This window comes from Achromobacter sp. RW408, assembly GCF_003184165.1.
GTDB lineage: Bacteria > Pseudomonadota > Gammaproteobacteria > Burkholderiales > Burkholderiaceae_B > Achromobacter > Achromobacter xylosoxidans.
The window spans coordinates 1-25,269 of sequence record NZ_QHHO01000004.1 but is presented as its reverse complement, the minus strand read 5'-3'; the positions used below and the strand labels follow the sequence as shown (position 1 = coordinate 25,269).

At 63.8% G+C, this 25,269-nt stretch carries 39 protein-coding genes and 1 pseudogene; 8 read left to right on the top strand and 32 right to left on the bottom strand.

Annotation, left to right across the window (positions count from 1 at the left end):
* Positions 1–4: 4 nt before the first annotated feature.
* The 17 genes from rpsD to DK459_RS01225 all read right to left on the bottom strand — a co-directional run bounded on the left by rpsD (position 5) and on the right by DK459_RS01225 (position 8,381).
* A complete protein-coding gene (rpsD, locus tag DK459_RS01305; protein ID WP_006389633.1) occupies positions 5–628 on the bottom strand; it encodes a 30S ribosomal protein S4 in 624 nt (207 codons plus the stop codon).
* An 11-nt stretch (positions 629–639) separates the two neighbouring features.
* On the bottom strand, positions 640–1,041 hold the full coding sequence (gene rpsK / locus DK459_RS01300) for a 30S ribosomal protein S11 (RefSeq protein ID WP_006216516.1): 402 nt from the start codon (positions 1,039–1,041) through the stop codon (positions 640–642).
* Between the two features lie 15 nt (positions 1,042–1,056).
* Entirely contained in the window at positions 1,057–1,422 is a 366-nt protein-coding gene (gene rpsM / locus DK459_RS01295) for a 30S ribosomal protein S13 (RefSeq protein ID WP_006389632.1), read from the bottom strand.
* A 43-nt stretch (positions 1,423–1,465) separates the two neighbouring features.
* Positions 1,466–1,579 carry a 50S ribosomal protein L36 gene (gene rpmJ, locus DK459_RS01290; RefSeq protein WP_003806928.1) on the bottom strand — a complete coding sequence of 38 codons (114 nt, stop codon included), beginning with the start codon at positions 1,577–1,579 and terminating at the stop codon, positions 1,466–1,468.
* 34 nt (positions 1,580–1,613) lie between these two features.
* Positions 1,614–1,832 carry a translation initiation factor IF-1 gene (infA, locus tag DK459_RS01285; RefSeq protein ID WP_006389631.1) on the bottom strand — a complete coding sequence of 73 codons (219 nt, stop codon included), beginning with the start codon at positions 1,830–1,832 and terminating at the stop codon, positions 1,614–1,616.
* 6 nt (positions 1,833–1,838) lie between these two features.
* Positions 1,839–3,164, bottom strand: coding sequence for a preprotein translocase subunit SecY (gene secY / locus DK459_RS01280; protein ID WP_006389630.1), 1,326 nt, complete (start codon positions 3,162–3,164; stop codon positions 1,839–1,841).
* Positions 3,165–3,178: 14 nt separating this feature from the next.
* Positions 3,179–3,619, bottom strand: a complete 441-nt coding sequence (rplO, locus tag DK459_RS01275) for a 50S ribosomal protein L15 (RefSeq protein WP_006389629.1) — start codon at positions 3,617–3,619, stop codon at positions 3,179–3,181.
* 9 nt (positions 3,620–3,628) lie between these two features.
* Positions 3,629–3,814, bottom strand: a complete 186-nt coding sequence (rpmD, locus tag DK459_RS01270) for a 50S ribosomal protein L30 (protein WP_006216520.1) — start codon at positions 3,812–3,814, stop codon at positions 3,629–3,631.
* A 3-nt stretch (positions 3,815–3,817) separates the two neighbouring features.
* Entirely contained in the window at positions 3,818–4,339 is a 522-nt protein-coding gene (gene rpsE / locus DK459_RS01265) for a 30S ribosomal protein S5 (RefSeq protein WP_006389628.1), read from the bottom strand.
* A gap of 15 nt (positions 4,340–4,354) precedes the next feature.
* Positions 4,355–4,720, bottom strand: a complete 366-nt coding sequence (rplR, locus tag DK459_RS01260) for a 50S ribosomal protein L18 (RefSeq protein ID WP_006389627.1) — start codon at positions 4,718–4,720, stop codon at positions 4,355–4,357.
* 21 nt (positions 4,721–4,741) lie between these two features.
* Positions 4,742–5,275 carry a 50S ribosomal protein L6 gene (gene rplF / locus DK459_RS01255; RefSeq protein WP_006389626.1) on the bottom strand — a complete coding sequence of 178 codons (534 nt, stop codon included), beginning with the start codon at positions 5,273–5,275 and terminating at the stop codon, positions 4,742–4,744.
* 12 nt (positions 5,276–5,287) lie between these two features.
* Complete coding sequence (gene rpsH / locus DK459_RS01250; protein WP_006216525.1) at positions 5,288–5,683, bottom strand: 30S ribosomal protein S8; 396 nt, start codon at positions 5,681–5,683, stop codon at positions 5,288–5,290.
* Positions 5,684–5,693: 10 nt separating this feature from the next.
* Positions 5,694–5,999 carry a 30S ribosomal protein S14 gene (gene rpsN / locus DK459_RS01245; protein WP_006227037.1) on the bottom strand — a complete coding sequence of 102 codons (306 nt, stop codon included), beginning with the start codon at positions 5,997–5,999 and terminating at the stop codon, positions 5,694–5,696.
* A 12-nt stretch (positions 6,000–6,011) separates the two neighbouring features.
* Positions 6,012–6,551: a 50S ribosomal protein L5 gene (gene rplE, locus DK459_RS01240; RefSeq protein WP_006389624.1), complete on the bottom strand. Its 540-nt coding sequence runs from the start codon at positions 6,549–6,551 to the stop codon at positions 6,012–6,014.
* 12 nt (positions 6,552–6,563) lie between these two features.
* On the bottom strand, positions 6,564–6,884 hold the full coding sequence (rplX, locus tag DK459_RS01235) for a 50S ribosomal protein L24 (RefSeq protein ID WP_006389623.1): 321 nt from the start codon (positions 6,882–6,884) through the stop codon (positions 6,564–6,566).
* Positions 6,885–6,895: 11 nt separating this feature from the next.
* On the bottom strand, positions 6,896–7,264 hold the full coding sequence (gene rplN / locus DK459_RS01230; protein WP_006216531.1) for a 50S ribosomal protein L14: 369 nt from the start codon (positions 7,262–7,264) through the stop codon (positions 6,896–6,898).
* A 352-nt stretch (positions 7,265–7,616) separates the two neighbouring features.
* Positions 7,617–8,381 (bottom strand): aspartyl/asparaginyl beta-hydroxylase domain-containing protein, encoded by a 765-nt coding sequence (locus tag DK459_RS01225; RefSeq protein ID WP_006389622.1) that lies wholly within the window; start codon positions 8,379–8,381, stop codon positions 7,617–7,619.
* A 185-nt stretch (positions 8,382–8,566) separates the two neighbouring features.
* On the opposite strand from DK459_RS01225, the gene DK459_RS01220 reads away from it, so the two are divergent.
* Positions 8,567–9,994: an NAD-dependent succinate-semialdehyde dehydrogenase gene (locus DK459_RS01220; protein ID WP_006389621.1), complete on the top strand. Its 1,428-nt coding sequence runs from the start codon at positions 8,567–8,569 to the stop codon at positions 9,992–9,994.
* A 63-nt stretch (positions 9,995–10,057) separates the two neighbouring features.
* On the opposite strand, the gene DK459_RS01215 is transcribed toward DK459_RS01220, so the two are convergent.
* The gene (locus tag DK459_RS01215) at positions 10,058–10,918 is read right to left on the bottom strand and encodes an AraC family transcriptional regulator (protein ID WP_006389620.1); all 861 of its coding nucleotides are present in this window, start codon (positions 10,916–10,918) and stop codon (positions 10,058–10,060) included.
* 62 nt (positions 10,919–10,980) lie between these two features.
* Here DK459_RS01215 and DK459_RS01210 point away from each other — a divergent pair, with 62 nt between their 5' ends.
* Positions 10,981–12,162 (top strand): PLP-dependent aspartate aminotransferase family protein, encoded by a 1,182-nt coding sequence (locus DK459_RS01210; protein WP_047993110.1) that lies wholly within the window; start codon positions 10,981–10,983, stop codon positions 12,160–12,162.
* An 8-nt stretch (positions 12,163–12,170) separates the two neighbouring features.
* On the opposite strand, the gene DK459_RS01205 is transcribed toward DK459_RS01210, so the two are convergent.
* Entirely contained in the window at positions 12,171–13,130 is a 960-nt protein-coding gene (locus tag DK459_RS01205; protein WP_006389618.1) for a helix-turn-helix domain-containing protein, read from the bottom strand.
* A 163-nt stretch (positions 13,131–13,293) separates the two neighbouring features.
* On the opposite strand from DK459_RS01205, the gene DK459_RS01200 reads away from it, so the two are divergent.
* The 6 genes from DK459_RS01200 to DK459_RS01175 are packed head-to-tail and all read left to right on the top strand — an operon-like array spanning position 13,294 to position 18,995.
* Positions 13,294–14,190, top strand: coding sequence for an alpha/beta fold hydrolase (locus tag DK459_RS01200; RefSeq protein ID WP_110134399.1), 897 nt, complete (start codon positions 13,294–13,296; stop codon positions 14,188–14,190).
* Between the two features lie 16 nt (positions 14,191–14,206).
* Positions 14,207–15,379 carry a substrate-binding domain-containing protein gene (locus DK459_RS01195; RefSeq protein WP_049054273.1) on the top strand — a complete coding sequence of 391 codons (1,173 nt, stop codon included), beginning with the start codon at positions 14,207–14,209 and terminating at the stop codon, positions 15,377–15,379.
* An 11-nt stretch (positions 15,380–15,390) separates the two neighbouring features.
* Positions 15,391–16,161: an ABC transporter ATP-binding protein gene (locus DK459_RS01190; RefSeq protein WP_047993108.1), complete on the top strand. Its 771-nt coding sequence runs from the start codon at positions 15,391–15,393 to the stop codon at positions 16,159–16,161.
* On the top strand, positions 16,158–16,910 hold the full coding sequence (locus DK459_RS01185; RefSeq protein ID WP_024070783.1) for an ABC transporter ATP-binding protein: 753 nt from the start codon (positions 16,158–16,160) through the stop codon (positions 16,908–16,910). Before DK459_RS01190 ends, DK459_RS01185 begins: the two co-directional genes overlap by 4 nt.
* Entirely contained in the window at positions 16,907–17,917 is a 1,011-nt protein-coding gene (locus tag DK459_RS01180; protein WP_006389613.1) for a branched-chain amino acid ABC transporter permease, read from the top strand. The genes DK459_RS01185 and DK459_RS01180 overlap by 4 nt, the downstream gene beginning before the upstream one ends.
* A gap of 10 nt (positions 17,918–17,927) precedes the next feature.
* A complete protein-coding gene (locus DK459_RS01175; RefSeq protein ID WP_020925820.1) occupies positions 17,928–18,995 on the top strand; it encodes a branched-chain amino acid ABC transporter permease in 1,068 nt (355 codons plus the stop codon).
* A gap of 48 nt (positions 18,996–19,043) precedes the next feature.
* Here DK459_RS01175 and DK459_RS01170 read toward each other — a convergent pair whose 3' ends face one another.
* The 13 genes and pseudogenes from DK459_RS01170 to DK459_RS01110 form a co-directional block, all read right to left on the bottom strand.
* The gene (locus tag DK459_RS01170; protein ID WP_227740020.1) at positions 19,044–19,610 is read right to left on the bottom strand and encodes a hypothetical protein; all 567 of its coding nucleotides are present in this window, start codon (positions 19,608–19,610) and stop codon (positions 19,044–19,046) included.
* Positions 19,611–19,721: 111 nt separating this feature from the next.
* Complete coding sequence (gene rpsQ / locus DK459_RS01165; RefSeq protein WP_006216549.1) at positions 19,722–20,003, bottom strand: 30S ribosomal protein S17; 282 nt, start codon at positions 20,001–20,003, stop codon at positions 19,722–19,724.
* A 2-nt stretch (positions 20,004–20,005) separates the two neighbouring features.
* Positions 20,006–20,197 carry a 50S ribosomal protein L29 gene (gene rpmC / locus DK459_RS01160; protein ID WP_003806912.1) on the bottom strand — a complete coding sequence of 64 codons (192 nt, stop codon included), beginning with the start codon at positions 20,195–20,197 and terminating at the stop codon, positions 20,006–20,008.
* 13 nt (positions 20,198–20,210) lie between these two features.
* A complete protein-coding gene (gene rplP / locus DK459_RS01155; RefSeq protein ID WP_006389610.1) occupies positions 20,211–20,627 on the bottom strand; it encodes a 50S ribosomal protein L16 in 417 nt (138 codons plus the stop codon).
* Positions 20,628–20,629: 2 nt separating this feature from the next.
* Positions 20,630–21,421: a 30S ribosomal protein S3 gene (rpsC, locus tag DK459_RS01150; RefSeq protein ID WP_006389609.1), complete on the bottom strand. Its 792-nt coding sequence runs from the start codon at positions 21,419–21,421 to the stop codon at positions 20,630–20,632.
* Positions 21,422–21,430: 9 nt separating this feature from the next.
* The gene (rplV, locus tag DK459_RS01145) at positions 21,431–21,760 is read right to left on the bottom strand and encodes a 50S ribosomal protein L22 (protein ID WP_006389608.1); all 330 of its coding nucleotides are present in this window, start codon (positions 21,758–21,760) and stop codon (positions 21,431–21,433) included.
* Positions 21,761–21,763: 3 nt separating this feature from the next.
* Positions 21,764–22,039 carry a 30S ribosomal protein S19 gene (rpsS, locus tag DK459_RS01140; RefSeq protein WP_006216555.1) on the bottom strand — a complete coding sequence of 92 codons (276 nt, stop codon included), beginning with the start codon at positions 22,037–22,039 and terminating at the stop codon, positions 21,764–21,766.
* 12 nt (positions 22,040–22,051) lie between these two features.
* Positions 22,052–22,879 (bottom strand): 50S ribosomal protein L2, encoded by an 828-nt coding sequence (gene rplB / locus DK459_RS01135; protein ID WP_006389607.1) that lies wholly within the window; start codon positions 22,877–22,879, stop codon positions 22,052–22,054.
* On the bottom strand, positions 22,880–23,176 hold the full coding sequence (gene rplW / locus DK459_RS01130; protein WP_006389606.1) for a 50S ribosomal protein L23: 297 nt from the start codon (positions 23,174–23,176) through the stop codon (positions 22,880–22,882).
* Positions 23,173–23,790: a 50S ribosomal protein L4 gene (rplD, locus tag DK459_RS01125; protein WP_006389605.1), complete on the bottom strand. Its 618-nt coding sequence runs from the start codon at positions 23,788–23,790 to the stop codon at positions 23,173–23,175. Before rplD ends, rplW begins: the two co-directional genes overlap by 4 nt.
* A 4-nt stretch (positions 23,791–23,794) precedes the next feature.
* Positions 23,795–24,484: a 50S ribosomal protein L3 gene (gene rplC, locus DK459_RS01120; RefSeq protein ID WP_006389604.1), complete on the bottom strand. Its 690-nt coding sequence runs from the start codon at positions 24,482–24,484 to the stop codon at positions 23,795–23,797.
* A 331-nt stretch (positions 24,485–24,815) separates the two neighbouring features.
* A complete protein-coding gene (gene rpsJ / locus DK459_RS01115; RefSeq protein ID WP_003806903.1) occupies positions 24,816–25,127 on the bottom strand; it encodes a 30S ribosomal protein S10 in 312 nt (103 codons plus the stop codon).
* Between the two features lie 74 nt (positions 25,128–25,201).
* A pseudogene (locus tag DK459_RS01110) lies at positions 25,202–25,269 on the bottom strand (elongation factor Tu); the annotation flags it as partial.

Below are 25,269 nucleotides of genomic sequence, written 5' to 3'. Positions count from 1 at the left end.
GTGATTAACGCGAGTACAGTTCGACGACCATCGATTCGTTGATGTCGCGAGCGACGTCAGCGCGATCGGGGGCCGACTTGAACGTGCCGGTCAGCTTGGTCGTGTCGACTTCCACCCACTGGGGGATGCCGATGCTGGTGGCCAGGTCGAGCGATTCCTTGATGCGGCCTTGCTTCTTGGCCTTTTCGCGGATCGAGATGACGTCGCCAGCCTTGACCAGCATCGAAGCGATGTCGGCGGTGTGGCCGTTCAGTTCGATGGCGCGGTGGCTCACCAGCTGGCGAGCTTCGGCGCGGGTCGAGCCGAAGCCCATGCGGTAGACGACGTTGTCCAGGCGCGATTCCAGCAGCTGGATCAGCGTTTCGCCGGTGTTGCCACGGCGACGCTCGGCTTCAGCGAAGTACTTGCGGAATTGCTTTTCCAGCACGCCGTACATGCGCTTGAGCTTTTGCTTTTCGCGCAGCTGCAGGCCGTAGTCGGAAGTGCGGGCACCCGAAGTGCGGCCGTGTTGGCCAGGCTTGGAATCCAGCTTGCACTTGGAATCCAGCGAGCGGCGGGCGCTCTTCAGGAACAGGTCAGTACCCTCGCGGCGCGAGAGCTTGCATTTGGGTCCAATATAACGTGCCATGTGGATTCCCTTTAGATACGACGACGCTTCGGCGGACGGCAGCCGTTGTGCGGAACGGGCGTGATGTCGGCGATGGACGAGATCTTGATGCCCAGCGCGTTCAGCGCGCGGACCGACGATTCACGGCCGGGGCCGGGGCCCTTGATACGCACTTCCAGCGTCTTGATGCCGTATTCCAGCGCAACGCGGCCAGCCGTTTCAGCGGCAACCTGCGCGGCGAACGGAGTCGACTTGCGCGAACCCTTGAAGCCGGCACCGCCCGACGTGGCCCACGACAAAGCGTTGCCCTGACGGTCGGTGATGGTGATGATGGTGTTGTTGAACGAAGCGTGAACGTGCGCGATGCCGTCCGAGACGTTCTTCTTGACCTTTTTGCGCACGCGCGAAGCGCCGCTGGTGGAAGCTTTCGCCATAATCCAGTTCCTCGATTATTTCTTCAGGGACGCAGCAGCACGACGCGGGCCCTTGCGGGTGCGAGCGTTGGTGCGAGTGCGCTGGCCGCGCACGGGCAGGCCGCGCTTGTGGCGCATGCCGCGGTAGGTTCCCAGGTCGATCAAACGCTTGATCGAGAGCTGCACTTCACGACGCAGGTCACCTTCGACCGTGAACACACCAACGTGTTCACGGACGCGTTCCAGCTCAGCGTCGCTCAGATCCTTGACCTTTTTGTCAAACGGGACGTTAGCCGCTTCGCAGATCTTGCGAGCGCGCGTACGACCGATGCCAAAAATGGCGGTCAGGCCGATCTCGGCGTGCTGATGCGGCGGAATGTTAATGCCAGCAATACGGGCCATGACTGTTCCTTGAATAAATCCGTTGCGTAGTCGCTAACCCGAGTTAGCCTTGACGCTGCTTGTGACGCGGGTCGGTGCAGATAACGCGCACCACGCCGTGACGTTTGATAACTTTGCAGTTGCGGCAGATCCGCTTAACCGATGCCATTACTTTCATGGTTGACTCCTAATTTTCCGTAATCCGGTTCCGCTCATTTGGAGCGGAAAACTATCCTGGCTCGCGTCAGGTCATAGGGCGTGAGCTCCACTTTGACCTTGTCACCCGGCAGGATCCGGATGTAATGCATACGCATCTTGCCGGAAATATGGCCCAACACCACGTGGCCGCTTTCAAGCTTGACGCGAAATGTCGCGTTCGGGAGGTTCTCAAGAACCTCGCCTTCCATCGGAATGACTTCGTCCTTGGGCATTTTCTCTTACCGCATCGGCAAACCCGCGCCCTTGAAGTTGGCCTTCTTGAGCAGCGAGTCGTACTGGTGAGACATCATGTAGGCCTGGACCTGCGCCATGAAATCCATCGTCACCACCACAATAATCAACAGAGACGTACCACCGAAGTAGAAGGGAACGTTCCAGCGCATCACCAAGAATTCCGGCAACAGGCACACCAACGTGATGTAGATGGCACCTGCGAGCGTCAAACGCATCAGGATCTTGTCGATGTAGCGCGCCGTTTGCTCGCCCGGACGGATGCCCGGAACAAACGCACCACTCTTCTTCAGGTTGTCCGCCGTTTCGCGGCTGTTGAACACCAGAGCCGTGTAGAAAAAGCAGAAGAAAATGATCGCGACCGAGTACAGCGTGATGTAGAGCGGTTGACGAGGCGACAGGGCCGCGGCCAGGTCGCTGAGCCAACGCATGTTCTCACTGCTGGAGAACCAGCTCGTGATCGTTGCCGGGAACAGGATGATCGACGACGCGAAGATCGGCGGAATCACCCCGGCCATGTTCAGCTTCAGCGGCAGGTGCGAGCTCTGACCACCGTAGACCTTGTTGCCGACCTGACGCTTGGCGTAGTTCACCGTGATCTTGCGCTGTCCGCGTTCCACGAACACCACAAAAGCGGTAACCAGCACCACCAGAGCCACGATGAACAGTGCCGACAGCACGGACATCGCGTTGGTGCGGACCAGGTCCAACAGTGCAGCCAGCGCCGCGGGCAGACCCGCCACGATACCTGCGAAGATCAGGATGGAAATCCCGTTGCCGAGACCGCGTTCCGTGATCTGCTCACCCAGCCACATGACGAACATGGTGCCGGTGACCAGCGTCACGACGGTCGTGAAGCGAAACAGCATGCCCGGATCGATCACCAGTCCCTGCTGGGACTCAAGCGCCACCGAAATGCCCACAGCCTGCACCAGCGCCAGCACGACCGTGCCGTAGCGGGTGTATTGGGTAATCTTCCGACGACCGGCCTCGCCCTCTTTCTTGAGCGCTTCCAGCGACGGCACCACCACCGACATCAACTGCATGATGATGGATGCCGAAATGTACGGCATGATCCCCAGGGCAAAAATCGAGAAGCGCGAGAGCGCCCCGCCCGAGAACATGTTGAACAGGCCCAGGATCCCGCCCTGGTTCTGGCGGAACAGGTCCGCCAGCGCGTCCGGGTTGATACCCGGAACGGGGATGTGTGTACCCAAACGGTAAACCACCAGGGCGAGCACCAGGAACACGAGGCGGCGCTTGAGGTCGCCGTACCGCGTTCCGGTTTTACCCAATGCCTGCGCGTTAGCCACTCGTCACCTCGTGATCAAGCAAGCGAGCCGCCCGCGGCTTCGATGGCGGCGCGAGCGCCAGCCGTCGCGGTAATGCCCTTGAGCACGACCTTGCGCGAGAGTTCACCCGACTTGATGACCTTGGCGTAACGAACCGCCTGGCCAATCACGCCAGCCGCCTTCAGCACTTGCACGTCGATTTCGTCGACGGGCACGGCTTGCAGGTCCGACAGACGGACTTCGGCGTACAGGTGCTGACCCAGCGGGGTGAAGCCACGCTTGGGCAGGCGACGCTGCAGCGGCATTTGACCGCCTTCGAAGCCAACCTTATGGAAACCGCCCGAGCGCGACTTCTGACCCTTGTGACCACGGCCGGCGGTCTTACCCAGACCCGAACCGATGCCACGGCCGACGCGGCGCTTGGCGTGCTTGCTGCCCTCGGCGGGCTTCAGCGAATTAAGTTGCATATCCGACATGGTGATTCCTTAGGCTTCCGAGACGGAAACGAGATAATCCACCTTACGGATCATCCCACGCACCTCGGGCGTATCGACCAGCACGCGGCTGCTGTTGATACGGCCCAAGCCCAGACCGCGAACCGTGTCACGGTGCGATTGCTTGGTACCGATCACGGAGCGCACGAGGGTCACTTTGATCTGCTTCTGAGCCATGATTTACCCCAGGATCTCTTCGACGGTCTTGCCGCGCTTGGCAGCAACATCCGCCGGGGTCAGGGAGGCGCGCAGGCCATTCAACGTGGCGCGAACCATGTTGTAGGGGTTGCTCGAGCCCAGGCTCTTGGCAACCACGTTACGCACACCCATCACTTCGAAAATAGCGCGCATCGGGCCGCCGGCGATGACGCCGGTACCTTCAGCAGCGGGCGAAATCAGCACGGTGGCGGCGCCATGCTTGCCGACCACGGTGTGATGCAGCGTGCCGTTCTTCAGGGCCACCTTGAACATGCCGCGACGGGCCTGTTCCATAGCCTTCTGAACCGACACCGGCACTTCACGCGCCTTGCCCTTGCCCATGCCGACGCGGCCATCGCCATCGCCAACCACGGTCAGCGCGGCAAAGCTCATGGTGCGACCACCCTTGACCACTTTGCTCACGCGGTTGACCGCGATCATCTTTTCGCGGAGGCCGTCATCGTTCTCTTTTTCCGCGGCGTTCTTGCCTTGTACTTTAGCCATTTGACAGATCCTCGCTTAGAACTTCAGGCCGGCTTCACGCGCGGCGTCGGCCAGCGCTTTCACGCGGCCATGGTAACGAAAGCCCGAGCGATCGAAAGCGACCAGTTCGATACCGGCAGCCTTGGCCTTTTCGGCCACGCGCTTGCCAACCAGCGAAGCGGCGGCCTTGTTGCCACCTTGGCCGGTCTGGCCAGCCAGCTGGGCGCGCACTTCGGCTTCCACCGTCGAGGCGCTGACCAGAACGCGATCGCCTTCCGGCGAAATGATATTGGCGTAGATGTGCTGGTTCGAGCGGAAAACCGAGAGGCGATGAACGCGCAGCTCGTTGATCTTCCGGCGGGTCGGAACCGCACGACGCAAACGGGAAACTTTTTTGTCCATGATTCGTCCTTGCGTGCGCCGTTATTTCTTCTTGGTTTCTTTGATGACGACGCGTTCGTCCGAGTAACGCACGCCCTTGCCCTTGTAGGGCTCGGGTTCGCGGTACGCGCGGATTTCAGCGGCCACCTGGCCGACGACTTGCTTGTTGGAGCCCTTGATGACGATTTCCGTCTGGGTGGGGCATTCGGCCTTGATGCCGGCCGGCAACTTGTGCAAAACGTCGTGCGAGAAACCGAGCTGCAGCTTAACGGCGTCGCCTTGAACCGAGGCGCGGTAACCCACGCCAACCAGGTTCAGCTTGCGCTCGAAACCCTTGCTCACGCCGTTGACCATGTTGGCCACCAGCGCGCGCACGGTACCCGACATGGCGTTGGCGTGACGGGTTTCGTTGGCGGCGACAAACGTCAGCTTGCCGTTGTCCAACTGAACCGTGACGTCGCCAGTCAGGGCCTGGGTCAGGGAACCCAGCGGGCCCTTGACGGTGATCTGATCCTGCTTGATGTCGGCTTCGACACCCTTGGGCAGGTCGACCGGATACTTAGCGATACGTGACATTCGAATTTCTCCTTAGGCCACGTAGCACAGCACTTCGCCGCCGACGCCGTTGGCGCGAGCCTTACGGTCGGTCATGACGCCGCGCGAGGTCGACACGATAGCCACGCCCAGGCCGTTCATGACCTGAGGAATGCTGGTACGGCCCTTGTAGATACGCAGACCGGGGCGCGAAACGCGTTCGATGCGCTCGATGACCGGACGACCAGCGTAGTACTTCAGGGTGATCTCGAGCTCAGGCTTGGCCTGGGTGCCCTTGATTTCAAAGCTGTCGATGTAGCCTTCGTCCTTCAGCACGGCGGCAATGGCCGCCTTCAGCTTCGAGGAGGGCATGCTCACCGTAACTTTGTCCACTTGCTGCGCATTGCGAATGCGGGTCAGCATATCGGCGATGGGATCGCTCATGCTCATATTCTTTCTCCTACCAGCTGGCCTTGGTGATGCCGGGGATTTCACCCTTCATCGCCATTTCACGCAGTTTGTGGCGCGTCAGGCCGAACTTGCGGAACACACCGCGCGGACGACCGGTGACCACGCAACGGTTACGTTGACGCGTCGGGTTGGCATTGCGCGGCAGCTGTTGCAGCTTGAGCCGAGCTTGGTAACGTTCTTCGTCGGTCTTCGACTGGTCGTCGATGATCGACTTCAACTCAGCGCGCTTGGCGGCGAACTTGTCAGCCAGCTTGGCGCGCTTGATGTCGCGATTGATGAGGGAAAGTTTAGCCACGTCATCAGCCCCTTAGTTACGGAACGGGAAGCTGAAGGCCGTCAACAGCGCCTTGGCTTCTTCGTCGGTCTTCGCGGTGGTGGTGATGCTGATGTTCAGCCCACGCAGCGCGTCGATCTTGTCGTACTCGATTTCGGGGAAAATGATCTGCTCTTTCACCCCGATGTTGTAGTTGCCACGGCCGTCGAAAGCACGACCCGAGATGCCGCGGAAGTCGCGCACGCGAGGCAGCGCAACCGCCACCAGGCGATCCAGGAATTCGTACATGCGTTGACCACGCAGCGTGACCATGCAACCGATCGGGTAGTTTTCGCGGATCTTGAAACCGGCGATAGCCTTCTTGGTCTTGGTCACGACAGGCTTTTGGCCAGCGATCTTGGTCAGGTCCGAGACAGCGTGCTCGATGACCTTCTTGTCGGCGACGGCTTCCGAGACACCCATGTTCAGGGTGATCTTGGTGATGCGCGGCACTTCCATGGCGCTCTTGTAGCCGAACTTGGCCTGCAGGTCGCCAGCGACCTTGCTCTTGTAGAAATCTTGCAAACGAGACATGTCTATCGCCCCTTACGCCTTGGCGCCGACAACGGCACCATTGGAACGGAACACGCGAACCTTGCGGCCTTCGACTTCTTGCACGCCGACGCGGTCGCCACGACCGGTGGCGGGGTTGAAGAGCGCCACATTCGAGATGTGGATCGGCATGGTCTTTTCGACGATGCCACCCGGGTTGTTGGCCATCGGGTTGGCTTTCACGTGCTTCTTGACGACGTTGACGCCTTCGACCAGGACGTGGTCGGCATCGACGCGCGCCAGCACGGTACCGCGACGCTTCTTGTCGCGGCCGGTCAGGACGATGACTTCGTCGCCTTTACGAATGTTGTTCATCGTAGGGCTCCTTACAGCACTTCCGGGGCCAGCGACACGATCTTCATGAACTTCTCGGTACGCAGTTCACGCGTAACGGGTCCGAAGATGCGGGTGCCGATGGGCTCCAGCTTGGCATTGAGCAACACGGCGGCATTGCCACCGAAACGAATCAGCGAACCGTCCTTACGGCGCACGCCCTTGGCGGTACGAACCACCACGGCATTGTAAATTTCGCCTTTCTTGACGCGTCCGCGCGGAGCCGCATCTTTGACGCTCACCTTGATGATGTCGCCGATACCGGCATAACGGCGCTTGGAGCCACCGAGCACCTTAATGCACATAACATGACGCGCACCAGTGTTATCGGCCACGTCCAGCGTGGTCTGCATTTGGATCATGATTTTTCCTGTTCCAACTTAACTGGAAATACGGTTTTCCCCAAAAAAGGGAACACTGCAATTCCTGCCAGTTTTGGTCCCGTCAGGTCAGCCGCCCTGCTTTGTTGCTGGCTGGTCTTGAGCTTTCGCCCTGAAACCATCAGCTGGTGGCAACGCAACGACCCTGGGTTGAAATCCTGCGGGTATTCCCCCAACACGTTGGCCCGGCTAGTTCCAGGCCAATCGACAATCTGGGAAAGCTGACCATTCTATCCTGGTTAGATTTTGAGCGCAAGCCCTTTGTGAAAGAGAGAGCAAATACACGACAGTGCCTGTGGACAACTGCCACTTGGCCGCGGTTCGGTAGGTCCGCTTAATCCGACCCCGTTTTATTCCGATAGTAGTTGCGTTCCCAGGCGTCGTGGTTGGCCTTGCCGCGCCGGATCTCGTCGGTGAAGGGCGCCGCCATCAGCACCAGCCGGTTCAGCCAACGGATCGGCGCCCGACAGGGACGCTCGAAGTCGATGAACAGCACCGCGCGGGTGCCGTCCGTGTCGTTATGCACCTGGTGCGGATAGAGGTCGTCGAACACCACGGCCTCGCCCTCCTTCCAGTGGTAGCGCTCGCCGCCCACCTCGATCCAGCAGCGCTCGGCCGGCTCGGGCACCACGAGGCCCAGGTGCAGGCGCAGCACCCCATTGTAGGGGCCGGTGTGCAGGGGAATGCGCTTGCCCGGCTCCAGGATCGAATAGAAGGCGGTGCGCAGGCCCGGAATCTCGCGCAGCGCCCGGGCGGTGGCCGGGCAGCGCGCTAGGTTGCGGTCCGAGCGCAGGCCGTAGCCCATGAAGACGAAAGTCTTCCACTGGTCGTCGGAAGTGATCATTCCGACATCCGGGGACAGTTCATGGAAGGACGGCAACTGCTCGCGCTCGGCCAGCAGGGCCATCAGCTCGGCGCGGATCGCGGGCGCCTGCGCCTCGAGGCGGGCGATCCAGGGGAACTGGCGGTTCTGGAAGATCGGGTGGTCCCCCACCAGGGAGGCTCGCGCGATGCGGTGGCGCAGCCAGTCGATGAAACGGAAGAAGACGCGGGAATAGACACTGGGCTGGCTGGATGGACGCGTATCGGCAGGTTGCACAATAGGTATCTATATAGACTTCCAAAGATGCATCATTTTGTCCATGGCGCCCCCCGGGCGCAAGTGCCGCCATTGGCTCCTAGCCGGCGACGGAGATTGGCCCTCCCCGTGGCGGACAAGCTGGTTTAGACTGGCATGGGCGATTGCGATCGCTACCCACTCCTATTTCGCAAGGAAAGACAGGCATGTATGAACAGTTGGCGCTGTATATCGACGGCGAATTCGTCGCCGGCGAGGGCAGGCGCACCCAGGACGTCATCAACCCGGCCACGCTGGAAGTGCTCGGCCAGCTGCCTCACGCCACCGAAGCGGATCTGGACCGTGCGCTAGCCGCCGCCCAGCGCGCGTTCGAATCCTGGAAGAAGTCTTCTCCCATGGATCGTTCGGCCATCCTGCGCAAGGTCGCCACCCTGTCGCGCGAGCGCGCCAAGGAAATCGGCCGCAACATGACGCTGGACCAGGGCAAGCCGCTGGCCGAGGCCATCGGCGAAGTCACCTCCTGCGCCGAGCACGCCGACTGGCACGCCGAGGAATGCCGCCGCATCTACGGCCGCGTGATCCCGCCGCGCAACCCGGACGTGCGCCAGATCGTGGTGCGCGAGCCGATCGGCGTCTGCGCCGCCTTCACGCCCTGGAACTTCCCTTACAACCAGGCCATCCGCAAGATCGCCGCCGCCCTCGGCGCCGGCTGCACGGTAGTGCTGAAGGGTCCGGAAGACTCGCCCAGCGCCGTCATGGCGATCGCCCGCATGTTTCACGACGCCGGCCTGCCCAAGGGCTGCCTGAACATCGTCTGGGGCGAACCGGCCAAGATTTCCGACTACCTGATCCGTTCGCCGATCGTGCGCAAGGTGTCGTTCACCGGTTCCGTGCCGGTGGGCAAGCAGCTGGCCGCGCTGGCCGGCGCGCACATGAAGCGCGTCACCATGGAACTGGGCGGCCATTCGCCGGTGCTGGTGTTCGACGACGCCGACATCGATCGCGCCGCGACCATGCTGGCCAAGTTCAAGGTCCGCAACGCCGGCCAGGTGTGCGTCTCGCCGACCCGCTTCTACGTGCAGAACGGCGCCTACGAGCAATTCCTGGCGCGTTTCTCCGACGTGCTCAAGAACATCAAGGTCGGCGACGGCCTGGAAGCCGGCACCGACATGGGCCCGCTGGCGCACGAGCGCCGCGTACCCGCCATGAGCGCCTTCATCGACGACGCCAAGAAGCATGGCGGCAAGGTGGTGGTCGGCGGCGGCCCGCTGGACCGCAAGGGCTTCTTCTTTGCCCCCACGGTGGTGACCGACCTGCCCGACAACTCCATGCTGATGACCGAAGAGCCCTTCGGCCCGGTGGCGCCGGTGGTCCGCTTCACCGACACCGATGAAGTGCTGGCGCGCGCCAACAGCCTGCCGTTCGGCCTGTCTTCCTACGTCTTCACCAATTCGCTGCAAACCGCCACCAAGGTCTCCAACGGCCTGGAAGCCGGCATGGTCAACATCAACCATTTCGGCAGCGCGCTGGCCGAGACGCCGTTCGGCGGCATCAAGGACAGCGGCATCGGCAGCGAAGGCGGCCTCGAAACCTTCGACGGCTACCTGGTGACGAAATTCATCACGCACATTTGACCGCCATACGGCGATGATGAACGGGCTCCCCAAGGGGAGCCCTTTTTCTTGCCTCGCGCCTTCTCAACGGCCCGACAGATCGCGACGCACGTCGCGTTGGTATGAGGCGGGCGATGCGCCAACCAGACTCTTGAACCGTTTCGAAAAGTGGGCCTGGTCCGCGAAGCCGACGCTCAACGCCACGTGGGCAGGCGCCTCCCCCCTGGCCAGGAGATGCCGCGCGCGCTCTATCCGGACCTGCAGCTGATACGCATGCATGGGCATCCCCACCTGCCTGCGGAATTGCCGCATCAGATGGTATGGACTCAGCGCGACCTCCTGCGCGATCGAAGCGATCGACAGCGCGTCGGCATAGCGATCCTCGATCAATGCCCTTGCCCGCCCGATCTCGGGCCGGGCGGCGCCCGTCCGGTCGCCGGTGGCCACGCCGCCATGGCGCGACGCCAGCAAGCCCAGCGCGCCCAGGACCAGGCTGTCCCGGGCCAGGCGCGTTCCGCCGCCTACCAGCGCGTCATGTGCATGCACCATCGCGCGAAAAACGCCGGCATCCTCGATCACGCCCGACTGGAACCCGACGGCCGTCGCCATGCCGACCGCATCCGACAGGGTCTGCGCCGGCACGTACAGCGCGCGGTATCGCAGTTCTTCCCCGGCCGCCCGCTGCCCAGTGTGCAGGTCGCCGGGATTGACCACCGATACCGAATACGGCGCGGCGAGATACGTGGCCCGTTCGCGCTGGAACGTCTTGGCGCCACGTTCGATGAGACCGAACATGAACGTATCGTGGGTATGCGGCCGGAACGCGTGCCGCACGAAACGCGCCGCGGTCGCCACGGCGCCGCAGCCGTCCAGGCGCCACACGCGCACACCGTCGCGCAGGCCGGCATAGAGGCTGCCACCCTCGACCGCAGCAGGATCAGACAAGACAGCTGCGTTGCCGTCACTAAGATCGTAGGACCTGAAATCACCCGACGAGGTCATTGACGATGTCTCCCTACTCCGACTCCTACACCCGCTTGGCGCAGGCGGCCGTTTCGCCGCCGGAAAGTTCGTATCCCGTGGCCCCGCCGCTGTACCAGACGGCCAGCTTCGCCACGGACGAGGCCAGCGTCTTCCTCGACATGGCGACGCGGCCCCTGCATTCGGGATTCTATACACGCTACGGCAACCCGACGACCCGCGCGTTCGAGTCCGCGGTGGCCGACCTGGAAGGCGGCGAGTGCGCGCTGGCGACCGCCTCGGGCATGGGCGCCATCACAGCGGCGCTCTTCGCGTTCGCGGCGCGGGGCGACCATGTGGTCGCGCAGCGCGTGCTATACGGTGGCACCACAGGACTATTGCAGAACATCGCCCCGCAGCTGGGAATCGACGTGACTTTCGTGGACCAGGCGGACGTGGCCGGGTTCGCGGCGGCCGTGCGGCCCAATACCCGCCTTTTCATGCTGGAAAGCCCGTCCAATCCAATGCTGCGACTGACCGACCTGGCGCGGCTGGCGGAAATCGCGCGGGCACGCGGCATCACGACGCTGGTGGACAATACGATCGCGTCGCCCATCAACCAGCGCCCCCTTGAATTCGGCATCGACCTCGTCATGCACAGCGCCACCAAATACCTGTGCGGCCACGGCGACGTGTCGGCAGGCGTGCTCGTTGGAGACGAGAGGCGCATCAAGGCCGTCTGGGAAAAGGCTTACCTGCTCGGCGCCACGCTGGACCCGTTCGCGGCCTGGCTGGTGCTGCGGGGCCTGCGTACGCTGCCCATGCGGGTCGCGCGCCAGAATGAAACGGCGCTGAAGGTGGCGCGGCACCTGGAAGCACACGCGTCGGTCTGCGCGGTTCACTACCCCGGCCTGGAAAGCCACCCGCAGCGGGCGCTGGCACAAACGCAGATGAGCGGTCACGGCGGCGTTCTCAGTTTCGAGGTGGCTGGAGGCATGGCTCAGGCCGAGCGAGTCGTGGGCGCGCTTGCGCTGGCCCATCGTTCGGCAAGCTTCGGGTCGTTCTCGACGCTGGTGGTGCATCCGGCGGCGATGTGGGCCGGCATGATGACACCGGAACAGTTGGCGGCCTCCGGGCTGCCGCCAGGTCTGATCCGGCTGGGAGTGGGTTTCGAGAGCCCTGCCGCAATCATCGACGATCTGGATACCGCGCTCGCGGCAGCCGACTGACGCCCCCGCTACGTCCGCGCGCGCAACTCGCGCGCGGATACGCCGAAGCGTCGCTTGAACAAGCGGCTGAAATGGGCCGGATGCGAAAACCCGACCTGATAGGCCAGCTCGGCGATACCGCGATGCCGATGGCGCGGATCCAGCAGTAGAACCCGGCAGCGCTCCAGCCGCTCGTCAAAGATGAACGATTCGACCGACATGCCGCCCCCGCGCATGATGCGATGCAGATAGGCCACGGACACGCCGCAGCCTTGCGCCACCCGTGCCGGGGACAGCGCCGGATCCGCCAGGTGCTGACGGATGTATGCGAGCACCCGCTGGCGATGCGCCAGCGTCACACTGCTGTCCGCTTCCGAGGCGTGCCCCTGCCCCGGCTGCACCAGGAACAACACGATCAGGTCGATCAGCCGTTCGCCCAGCTCCGCTGTCTCGGCCGGCGACCAGCCGTCCAATCCCTTGAACAGATGATCCATGTAGCTGGCCAGCATCGCGCCGCGTGGCGAGCCGTCGTCGACGCGCAACTTGTAGAAGGGACCGATGCGCGAATCCCGCTGCGACAACGCGCTGCGCGGAAACGACACGCTCAGGCTGCGATAGCCGCCGGCGCCGAGCGCGGTGGCCTGGTACGGCAGGCTCTGGTTCATCAGATAGACGCAACCGGGCTCGACCTGGAATTCGCGCCCCTGCTGCACCACGGCCAGCGGCCCTGCCAACGGCAGGCCGAAGGTGTAGAACTCCTGGTCCAGCCGCGAGACGTTGCCGGCGGTGCGTTCGAGCTTCTGTCCCTGGTAATGCAGGTCGTTGAATTGCAGGCTGGCGCGCCGCACGTAGCGCACGTGGCCGGCGAACTGGCCGGCCTGGCCGTGATGCACCTCGAACGGCCCGAAGGCGTCCGACAGCGCCGCGCGCCATTGCTCGTACCGATCGGCGCCGGCGATGGCCGAAGTGGCGAATTCCGTATCGGGCATGGCGCGGTCTCCTGGTTCGCGGGGGTCGGGGTGCTCGTGACCCTGCGTCTACATATTCTTGACTCACCCTGCCGCGGGCGGTCCGGCGCATTGTGGCCGCGCCTGGCGCAAGTCTATAGTCAGCGCCACAAGCATACAACCTGGACCACCCGGGAGGAGACCCATGGCCAACGCGCCCGCACAGGCCGCTCGCCATACGCCGGCTTCGCGCTATCTGCGCTGCGAGGGCCGCGAGCTGCATTACACCGAATGGGGCCGTCCGGACGCCCCCGCGCTCATCATGTGGCACGGCCTGGCCCGCACCGGCCGCGACTTCGACGAGCTGGCGCAGGCGCTCGCCGGCGACTACCGCATCATCTGCCCGGACACGATCGGCCGTGGCCTGTCGCAATGGAGTCCCGATCCGGTGGCCGAATACCGGCTGGATTTCTACGCCCGGCTGGCGCGCGCCCTGCTCGACGGCCTGGCCCTGGACTGCGTGCGCTGGGTCGGCACCTCGATGGGCGGCGCCACCGGCATGTACGCCGCCGCCACCACGCTCAAGGATCGGATCTCGCACCTGGTGGTCAATGACATCGGGCCGTCGCTGCCGCAGCCGGCGATTGACCGCATCCTGGCCTATGCCGGCAACCCGCCGGCCTTCGACACCGTCACCGCACTGGAAACCTGGCTGCGCGCCGCCTACAAACCATATGGCTGGCAGAGCGACGAGCAATGGCGCCGCATGGCAGAGACTTCGATGCGGCGCCTGCCCGACGGCCGGGTCACGGCGCACTACGATCCGGCCATCGTCGGCCAGTTCCACCACCACCCGGCGGACTATGAACGCTGGGCGGAATACGACACGCTGCGCATGCCGCTGCTGCTGCTGCGCGGCGCCGATTCCGACCTGCTGCTGCCCGAGGTCGCCGACGCCATGACCCGCCGCGGCCCGCGCGCGCGGCGCATCGACTTTCCGGACTGCGGCCACGCGCCGGCGCTGAACGTCGCGCCGCAGATCGAGGCCGTCCGCCAGTTTCTCGCCACGCCGGCCGCCGCCGCAGCCGCCCGCGCCTACTAGAACCAAGGAGACTCCCATGAAACGCATCCTGCTCGCCACGCTGGCTGGCCTGTGCCTGAGTTCCACCGCCATGGCCAAGGACTTCGTCGTGGCGCACGTCTACGACAAGACCGGGCCGCTCGAGGCCTACGCCAAGCAGACCCACAACGGCCTGATGCTGGGCCTGGAATACGCCACGCAAGGCACCATGACGGTGGCCGGCCGCAAGATCCGCGTGATCGAGAAGGACAACCAGGGCAAGCCCGACGTCGCCCGCGCCCAACTCGCCTCGGCCTATGCCGACGACAACGCCGACATCGCGGTGGGCCCGACCTCGTCGGGCGTGGCGCTGGCGATGCTGCCGATCGCCGAGGAATACGAGAAGATCCTGCTGGTGGAACCGGCGGTGGCCGATTCGATCACCGGCGACAAGTGGAACAAGTACATCTTCCGCACCGGCCGTAATTCATCGCAGGACGCCATCGCCAACGCCGTCGCCTTCGACCAGCCGGACACGTCCATTGCCATGCTGGCGCAGGACTACGCGTTCGGCCGCGACGGCGTCAAGGCCTTCAAGGGCGCGCTCAAGCAGGCCAGGATCGTGCACGAGGAATACCTGCCGGCCAACGCCACCGACTTCACCGCCGGCGCGCAGCGCCTGTTCGACGCGCTCAAGGACAAGCCGGGCCGCAAGATCATCTTCATCCTGTGGGCCGGCGCCGGCAATCCGTTCAAGATCGCCGACCTGGATCCGAAGCGCTTCGGCATCGAGATCGCCACCGGCGGCAACACGCTGGCCGCGATGACGCCGCTCAAGTCGCTGGCCGGCATGGAAGGCGCGACCTATTACTACTACGGCATCCCCAGGAACCCGATCAACGACTGGCTGGTGGCCGAGCACCAGAAGCGCTACGGCCAGCCGCCGGACTTCTTCACCGCGGGCGGCATGTCCGCCGCCATCGCCATCGTCACCGCGCTGAACAAGAGCGCCGGCAAGAGCGACACCGACACGCTCATCAAGACAATGGAAGGCATGAGCTTCGACACGCCCAAGGGCAAGATGACCTTCCGCCCGGAAGACCACCAGGCCATGCAGTCGATGTACCACTTCCGCATCAAGAACGACGCCTCGGTGCCGTGGGCGGTGCAGGACCTGGTCAAGGAAATCACGCCCGACCAGATGGCGGTGCCGATCCAGAACAAACGCTGAGCCGCGCCTTCATGCTGGAAACCCAATCGCTCACGATCCGCTTCGGCGGCCACGTGGCCGTCAACGCGGTGAGCTGCCGCTTCGCGCCGGGCAGCCTGACGGCCATCGTCGGGCCCAACGGCGCGGGCAAGACCACCTATTTCAACCTGATCTCGGGACAGCTGCGCGCCAGCGCCGGCTCGGTGCACCTGAATGGCCGCGACCTGACCGGGCTGTCGGCGCCGGCGCGCATGCACGCCGGCCTGGGACGCGCCTTCCAACTGACGCAGCTGTTCCCGCGCCTGACGGTGCGCGAGAACGTGCGGCTGGCGCTGCAGTCGCGCCAGCAGGGCCTGGGCTGGCGCCAGATCCGCTTCTGGCGCACCTGGGACGATGACCACGCGCTGCTGGCGCGCGCCGACGCACTGCTCGAACGCACCCGCCTGACGGCCCGCCGCGACCAGGCGGCGGCCGACCTGCCGCACGGCGACCAGCGCAAGCTCGAGATCGCCATGCTGATCGCGCTGGAGCCGCAGGTGTTCATGTTCGACGAGCCCACCGCCGGCATGAGCGTGGACGACGTGCCCGTAGTGCTGGACCTGATCCGCGAAATCAAGGCTGACGCAGCCAAGACGATCCTGCTGGTGGAACACAAGATGGACGTGGTTCGCGAGCTGGCGGACCGCATCGTGGTGCTGCACAACGGCGAATTGATGGCCGACGGCGAGCCCGCCGAGGTGATCGCCTCGCCGATCGTGCAGCAGGCCTACCTGGGCGCCGCCCTGCCGGAGAAGACGCCATGAGTGCGGCAACCTTGCTGGAACTGAAGGACGTGCACACGCACATCGGCGCGTACCACATCCTGCATGGCGTGCACCTGTCGGTGCCGGCCGCGGGCGTCACCATGCTGTTGGGCCGCAACGGCGCCGGCAAGACCACCACGCTGCGCACCATCATGGGCCTGTGGAAGGCGACGCAGGGCCACATCGGCTTTGACGGCGCCGTGGTCGGCGGCCCGGGCGTGCGCACCTCGCCGCCCGACATGGCGCGCCAGGGCATCGCCTATGTGCCGGAGAACATGGGCATCTTCGCCGACCTGTCTGTGAAAGAGAACATCCTGCTGGCCGCGCGCCAGGCGCGCAGCGCCGCCCAACTGGACACCGCGCGGCTGGAATGGATCTTCGGCTTCTTCCCCGCGCTGCGCAAATTCTGGCTGTACCCCGCCGGCAAGCTGTCGGGCGGCCAGAAGCAGATGCTGGCGGTCGCGCGCGCCATCATCGAGCCGCGCCGCCTGCTGCTGGTCGACGAGCCCAGCAAGGGCCTGGCGCCCGCCATCATCCAGAACATGATCGACGCCTTCATCGAACTCAAGCAGGCCTCCACCACCATCCTGCTGGTGGAGCAGAACTTCAATTTCGCGCGCCAGGTGGGCGACCACGTCGCGGTCATGGACAACGGCCGCGTGGTGCACGCCGGCGGCATGGCCGAGCTGGCGCAGGACGACGCGTTGCAGACCCGCCTGCTGGGCCTGTCGCTGGGAGCCCATCAGTGAGCGCCGCCGACATCGATACACCCCTGCCCCAGACCCGCGCCGACCTGCGCCCGGTGCTGCTGGTGCTGGCGCTGGCCGCCATCGCGCTGCCGCTGGTCGGTTCGTTCTCGACCTGGGTGACGCTGACCTTCGCCGGGCTGGCGATGGGCATGATCATCTTCATCGTGGCCTCCGGCATGACGCTGGTGTTCGGCCTGATGGACGTGCTGAATTTCGGCCACGGCCTGTTCATTGCCATCGGCGCCTACATGGCGGCCACGGTGCTCGGCGCGATGTCCGACTGGACCCAGTCCGGCAGCCTGTGGCTGAACCTGGCCGCGGTGCTGCCCGCCATGATCGTCGGCATGCTGGTGGCCGGCGCGGTGGGCGTGGCGTTCGAGCGCGTGATCGTGCGGCCGGTCTATGGCCAGCACCTCAAACAGATCCTCATCACCATGGGCGGCATGATCATCGGCGAAGAGATCATCAAGATGCTGTGGGGGCCACAAACGCTGTCGCTGCCGTTGCCGGACGCGTTGCGCGGCGCGCTGCTGGTCGGCGACGCCGCCATCGAGAAATTCCGCCTCGTCGCGCTGGTAGTCGGCGTGGCGGTGCTGGGCGGCATGCTGTGGCTGCTCAACCGCACCAAGCTCGGCCTGTTGATCCGCGCCGGGGTCGAGGACCGCGAGATGGTCGAAAGCCTGGGCTACCGCATCCGCCATCTGTTCGTCGGCGTGTTCGTGGCCGGCTCGATGCTGGCCGGCCTGGGCGGCGTGCTGTGGGGGCTGTACCAGCAGTCCATCGTGCCGCAACTGGGCGCGCAGGTGAACGTGCTGATCTTCATCGTCATCATGATCGGCGGATTGGGCTCGACCGTGGGCTGCCTGATCGGCGCGCTGCTGGTCGGGTTGATGGCCAACTACACCGGTTTCCTGATGCCCAAGGCGGCGCTGTTCTCGAACATCGCGCTGATGGTCGCCATCCTGCTGTGGCGCCCACAGGGCGTGTACCCGGTCACGAATCGCTAGGAATCGCCCCATGTCCATCCGCCTGCTATCCGGCGATCCTCCGCGCAGCACCCTGCTGGCGGTCATGCTGGTCGCCATCGTCCTCACGCTCGCCGCCGCGCCCTTCCTGTTTCCCGGCCCCAAGTCGCTGGCCGTGGCGGCCAAGATCCTGGTGTTCGTGATCCTGGTCGCCAGCTACGACCTGCTGCTGGGTTACACCGGCATCGTCAGCTTCGCCCACACCATGTTCTTTGGCATCGGCGCCTACGGCGTGGCCATCGCCAGCGTGCGCATGGAGGCCGGCTGGCTGGCGGTGCTGACGGGCACCGCCGCGGGCCTGGCGGTATCGCTGGTGTTCGCGCTCATCATCGGCCTGGCCAGCCTGCGGGTTCGCGCCATCTTCTACGCCATGATCACACTGGCGGTGGCGGCGGCGTTCCAGACGCTGGTGTCACAGCTGTCCGACCTGACCGGCGGCGAGGACGGACTGAACTTCAAGGTGCCGCAGGCATTGCGCCCGGCCTTCCGGCCCCTGTCCGAGCCGCTGTTCGGCGTCACCGTCGACGGTCGCATCATCACCTACTACCTCATCGCCGCGGCCTGCGTCGTGCTGTTCCTGATGTTGCTGCGCATCGTCAATTCGCCGTTCGGCCGCGTGCTGCAGGCGATCCGCGAGAATCCCTTCCGCGCCGAAGCCATCGGCTATCGCACGGTGCTGTACCGCAGCCTGTCGAACCTGCTGGCGGCGGCATTCGCCACGCTCGCCGGCGCGCTGTATGCGCTCTGGCTGCGCTACAACGGCCCGGATACCTCGCTGTCGTTCGAGATCATGCTGAACATCCTGCTGATGGTGGTGATCGGTGGCATGGGCACGATGTATGGCGCGGTCATCGGCGCCAGCCTGTTCGTGTTCGCACAGAGCTACCTGCAGGACGGCCTGCACGTGATCCACGATGCCGTCGGCAGCATTGCGCCGTTGGCCTTGCTGTTCGAGCCGGACCGCTGGCTGCTGTGGCTGGGCATCCTGTTCGTGCTGTCGGTGTATTACTTTCCCACCGGGGTCGCCGGACGGTTGCGGGAAGTGGCCAGGCGCCGTTGAACCCGTTCCGGCCCGGACACGTCGATTGCCTACGACGTCATGCCGCGCTCAGCGCGGCGCTTGTCTCAAGGCCTCGCCGCCGCGTCGCATCTCATTGACCCGCCGCTGCATCTGGTCCACGCCGCGCTGGGCCTCGCCGCCGCTCAATTGCGAGCCAGACGGCGTTGGCGCGAGGGGCGCCATATTCATGGGCGTACCGGGTTTCAAGGGAATCGTGGCCGGGGGAAACGGATCCTGGGCGGCCGGTTTCTGCGTCAGCAGGCGCTCGAGGATGTGCAGTTGCTCTTGCTGCGCCTGCAGCGCGCGTTCGTTATCCAGCAGTGCCTGTTCATCTTCGTCCTGTGTGCCGAAGATGGCGGCATGATCACGCGACAAGCCATCGAGGCGTACGCGCGGATCGGGTCCCGCGTTCAGCACATTGCGGCCGATGGCGGCGGGATCGGTGCTGGGCACCACCACGCCCGGGGATCTGGCTTGGGTCCCCACGGCGGGAACCGTCGCTGGCACTGCCGGGCGGCCCTGCCCGGACTCCGCCGATTGCGCCCGTGCGACCACGGCGGGCAATGCCGCGGCAATCAACCATCCGAACAAAATCGCTTTCCTGAAAGCGCGCATGACGTTCCCGGATTCCCGAAACAAAGAAAAGCCGCAAGACGAAAAAAAACGGCAAGGGCCTGAACCCTTGCCGTTTTACCTCAGAACGGCGAACCGTTCCGAAACCTTCACTTAGATGATACGTGCGGCTTCAACCAGACGCACCACGCGCCACGACTTCGAGCGCGAGATGGGACGGCCTTCAGCGATTTCAACCGTATCGCCTTCGTTGTACTGGTTCGACTCATCGTGCGCCTTGTACTTCGCGGAACGCATGATGATCTTGCCGAAGATGGGGTGCTTGACGCGGCGCTCAACCAGAACGACGACAGTCTTGTCCATCTTGTTGCTGACGACCTTGCCGACCAGCGTACGCTGGCGCTTGGCCACTTGGGTGTTTTGGGTTTCGCTCATCTTTATTTCCCTGCCTTCTCGGTCAGCAAGGTACGCACGCGCGCGATGTCGCGGCGCACGTTACGCAGCTGGCTGGTGTTGGCAAGCTGCTGCGTGGCCTTCTGCATACGCAGACCGAATTGCGCCTTCAGCAGGCTTTCGAGCTCTTTGCCGAGCTCGGCGGCGTCTTTCGAACGGAGTTCGCTGGCTTTCATGTCTTAGTACTCCTTAAGCACCGATATGACGCGCGACGAACGTGGTCGAAATCGGCAGCTTGGCAGCGGCCAGGCGGAAAGCTTCACGCGCGAGCTCTTCGCTAACCCCTTCCATTTCGTAGAGCACCTTGCCGGGCTGAATCTCGGCGACCCAGTACTCCGGGTTGCCCTTACCGTTACCCATACGGACTTCGGCAGGCTTTTGCGAGATGGGCTTGTCCGGGAAAATGCGAATCCAGATGCGGCCGCCGCGCTTGATGTGACGGTTGATGGCACGACGAGCGGCTTCGATCTGGCGAGCGGTCAGACGGCCACGGCCGGTGGCCTTCAGACCGAATTCGCCGAACGACACGTGGGTGCCACGGGTCGCCAGACCGGTGTTGCGGCCCTTCTGCTCTTTGCGATACTTTCTGCGAGAGGGTTGCAGCATGGTTATTCTCCTTCAGGCGCCGGAGCAGCGTCCGCCTTGCGGGGACCACGGCCACGACCACCCGGACGACCGGTGCGAGCACCGTCCGGACGATCACCACGCGGAGCGCGGCGCGGACGACGTTCTTCTTCACGCGGGGCGGCGGTTTCCGGCGGCAGTTCGCCGTTGGCCAGCATGTCGCCCTTGTAGACCCAGACCTTGATGCCGATCACGCCGTACGTGGTGTGGGCTTCGGAGGTGCCGTAGTCGATGTTGGCCTTGAGGGTGTGCAGCGGCACACGGCCTTCGCGATACCACTCGGTACGAGCAATTTCGATACCGTTCAGACGGCCCGAGCTCATGATCTTGATGCCTTGGGCACCCAGACGCATGGCGTTCTGCATCGCGCGCTTCATGGCGCGGCGGAACATGATGCGCTTCTCGAGCTGTTGCGAGATCGAGTCGGCGATCAGTTGAGCATCGGTTTCCGGCTTGCGGATTTCTTCGATGTTGACGTGCACGGGCACGCCCATCAGGCGCTGCAGATCAGCCTTCAGGCTTTCGATGTCTTCGCCGCGCTTGCCGATCACCACGCCCGGACGAGCCGAGTAGACGGTGATGCGGGCATTCTTGGCGGGACGCTCGATGATCACGCGACCAACGGAGGCGCTCTTGAGCTTCTTCTTCAGGTACTCGCGGACGCGGATGTCTTCGGCCAGCATGCTGCCGAAGGCCTTGTCGTCGGCGAACCAACGCGAGGACCAATTACGGGTGACCGCGAGACGGAACCCAGTGGGGTGAATTTTCTGACCCATCGTGACTCCTTAAGCTCCGACCTTGACCGTGATGTGGCAGGTCTGCTTCTCGATACGGTTGCCGCGGCCCTTGGCGCGAGCGGAGAAGCGCTTCATCGACTGAGCCTTGTCCACGAAGATCGTGGTGACTTTCAGTTCGTCGATATCGGCGCCGTCGTTGTGCTCGGCGTTGGCGATGGCGGACTCGACAGCCTTCTTCAGGATGGCGGCGGCCTTCTTCGGCGAGAAGGTGAGGATCTCGAGCGCACGGCCGACCTTCTGGCCGCGGATCAGATCCGCAACCAGACGCGTCTTTTGAGCGGAGATGTGAACCCCACGGATAATGGCAGTAGTTTCCATCGCTTACCTCTTCGCCTTCTTGTCCGCGGCGTGACCCTTGAACGTACGGGTCAGCGCGAACTCGCCCAGCTTGTGACCGACCATGTTCTCGTTGATGTAAACGGGAACATGCTGCTTGCCGTTGTGCACAGCGATCGTCAGACCGATGAACTCGGGCAGGATCGTCGAGCGACGCGACCAGGTCTTGATCGGCTTCTTGTCTTTGCCCGCGACGGCCGTGTCCACCTTTTTGATCAGGTGAGCATCGACAAACGGGCCTTTCTTGATCGAACGTGACATAGTGTTCGCCTCTTACTTGCGCTTGCGCCGTTGGACGATCATATTGTTCGTCCGCTTGTTGCGACGGGTCTTGTAACCCTTCGCCGGGGTGCCCCACGGGCTGACCGGTTCGCGTGCTTCACCGGTACGGCCTTCGCCGCCACCGTGCGGGTGGTCGACCGGGTTCATGGCCACGCCACGAACCGTCGGGCGGACACCGCGCCAACGCATTGCACCGGCCTTGCCGATTTGGCGCAGGCTGTGTTCTTCGTTACCGACTTCACCGATGGTGGCACGGCATTCGATGTGCACACGGCGGACTTCACCCGAGCGCAGACGCACTTGAGCGTAGGTGCCTTCGCGGGCCAGCAGGACGGCGGAAGCGCCGGCCGAACGGACCATCTGGGCACCCTTGCCGGGCAGCATTTCGACGCAGTGAATCGTCGTACCCACCGGGATGTTGCGGATCGGCAGCGTGTTGCCGGCGCGGATCGGGGCTTCGATGCCCGAGATCAGCGTGGCGCCCACTTCCAGGCCGCGCGGAGCGATGATGTAGCGACGCTCGCCGTCGGCGTAGCACAGCAGAGCGATGTGCGCCGTACGGTTCGGGTCGTATTCCAGACGCTCGACCTTCGCGGGGATGCCATCCTTGTCGCGACGGAAGTCGACGACACGGTAGTGTTGCTTGTGACCGCCGCCACGGTGGCGGATCGTGATGTGACCGTTGTTGTTACGGCCCGAACCACGGGTCTTCTTTTCCAGCAGCGGCGCGTAGGGCTCACCCTTATGCAGGTTCGGGCTGACGACCTTCACCATGCCACGGCGGCCAGCCGAAGTCGGCTTAACTTTCACGAGGGCCATTTACTTCACCTCCGCAAAGTCGATTTCCTGGCCGTCCTTGAGCGAAACGTAGGCCTTGCGCTCGTCGCGACGACGGCCAACGAATCGGCCAAAGCGCTTGACTTTGCCCTTACGGTTGAGGACCTGCACGGACTCGACCTGCACCTTGAAGAGCAGTTCGACGGCAGCCTTGATTTCCGGCTTGGTAGCGTCAGCCACGACACGGAAAGCGACTTGCTGATTCTTCTCAGCGACGAACGTGGCCTTTTCGGTCACGATCGGAGCCAGAATGACTTGCATCAAGCGTTCAGCGTTCATCCCAGCATCTCCTCGAGTTGAGCGATGGCCGGCTTGGTGATCAGCACTTTCTTGTAGTGGACCAGCGACAACGGATCGGCATAACGGGGCTCGACAACGGCAACGTGCGGCAGGTTGCGGGTGGCGAGGTAAACATTTTCATCAACGTTGTCGGTGATGATCAGGACCGAGTCCAGGCCCAGGCTCTTCAGCTTTGCAGCGGCGGCCTTGGTCTTGGGCGATTCCAGATCGAACGATTCGACGACGGCGATGCGGTCTTCGCGAGCCAGCTGCGACAGGATCGAGCGGATCCCGGCGCGGTACATCTTCTTGTTGACCTTCTGGCTGAAGTTCTCTTCCGGCGAGTTCGGGAAAATCCGACCACCGCCACGCCACAGCGGCGACGAGGTCATACCGGCGCGAGCGCGGCCGGTACCCTTCTGGCGCCAGGGCTTCTTGGTCGAGTGCTTGACTTCCGAGCGATCCTTCTGAGCGCGGTTGCCGGCACGGGCGTTGGCTTGGAAAGCCACCACGATCTGGTGAATCAGCGCTTCGTTGAAGTCACGGCCGAAGATCGTGTCGGGCGCGCTGAAAGTCGCGGCCTGACCTTGGTCGTTCAGGAGCTTGAGATCCATTTACTTACGCTCCCTTCTTGGCCGGGGCCTTGATGGCCGGACGCACGACGATATCGGCGCCAGCGTGGCCGGGGACAGCGCCCTTGACCAGCAGCAGGCCGCGCTCCACGTCAACGCGAACGACGTCGAGGTTTTGAACGGTGCGGGTGACATCACCCAGGTGACCCGCCATGCGCTTACCCGGGAAAATACGGCCCGGATCCTGAGCTTGACCGATCGAGCCGGGAACGCGGTGCGAACGGGAGTTACCGTGCGAGGCGCGTTGCGAGCCGAAGTTGTGGCGCTTGATGGTACCGGCAAAGCCCTTACCAATCGTGGTGCCCGTGACGTCGACCTGTTGGCCGGCTTCGAACACCGATTCCACGGCGATCACGGCACCGGCCGAAAATTCGGCGGCGCGGGCGGGATCGAGGCGGAATTCCTTGAGGATGCTACCGGCTTCAGCGCCGGCCTTGGCGTAGTGGCCCGTCTGTGCTTGCGGCACGCGCGAGGCACGACGAGTGCCATAAGCCACCTGGATCGCGGCGTAGCCGTCGGTTTCCAGCGACTTAACTTGGGTCACGCGGTTGTTCGACACGTCCAGCACGGTCACCGGGATGGATTCACCTTCCTCGGTAAAAATGCGGGTCATGCCGACCTTGCGACCCACCAGCCCCAGCCGGTGAGCGGCGGGCGTGGGTGTCGAATTCGACATCGTTTTCTCCATTCCCGACTGCGATTGGTCGGGGCTAATCAGGCAAAAGGTAACGGCCTTTGCCCTACGACTATGTTCAACCTGGCTCGGGGTTGCACACCCCCGGAATCCGGGTTTGCACGCGCCTTCACCATAGTTAGACCTGCCACAAAATGGCAAGCTTGGCATATTAGCACGTTTTTTTCAGGCAGCACAAGCACTTAGCGTAAAAGGGCCCCTGCCCGCTGCTAGCGCGCCAAGCTGTGGCGCAAAAACAAAATGGCCGCAGTCCCGAGGGATTGCGGCCATTCTTCACGAGTCCACCGGCGAAGGTAGCGGACCCGGCAGCGCCTTACTGCAGCGCGATTTCGACGTCGACGCCGGCCGGCAGGTCCAGACGCATCAGGGCGTCAACGGTCTTGTCGGTGGGATCAACGATGTCCATCAGACGCTGATGGGTACGGATTTCGAACTGGTCACGCGACGTCTTGTTGACGTGCGGCGAACGCAGCACGTCGTAACGGCGGATACGCGTGGGCAGCGGCACCGGGCCGCGGACAACGGCGCCCGTACGCTTGGCGGTGTCGACGATTTCAGCGGCCGATTGATCGATCAGCTTGTAATCGAAAGCCTTCAAGCGGATACGGATCTTTTGGTTTTTCATGGCGTTTCCTAAAGAACGAGAGGCGAGGGCTTTGATGGGCCCTCGCTGGTTGTGTGCTGCTTAAGTGATCCGGATTACTTCAGGATCTTGGCGACGACGCCGGCGCCGACGGTACGACCGCCTTCACGGATGGCGAAACGCA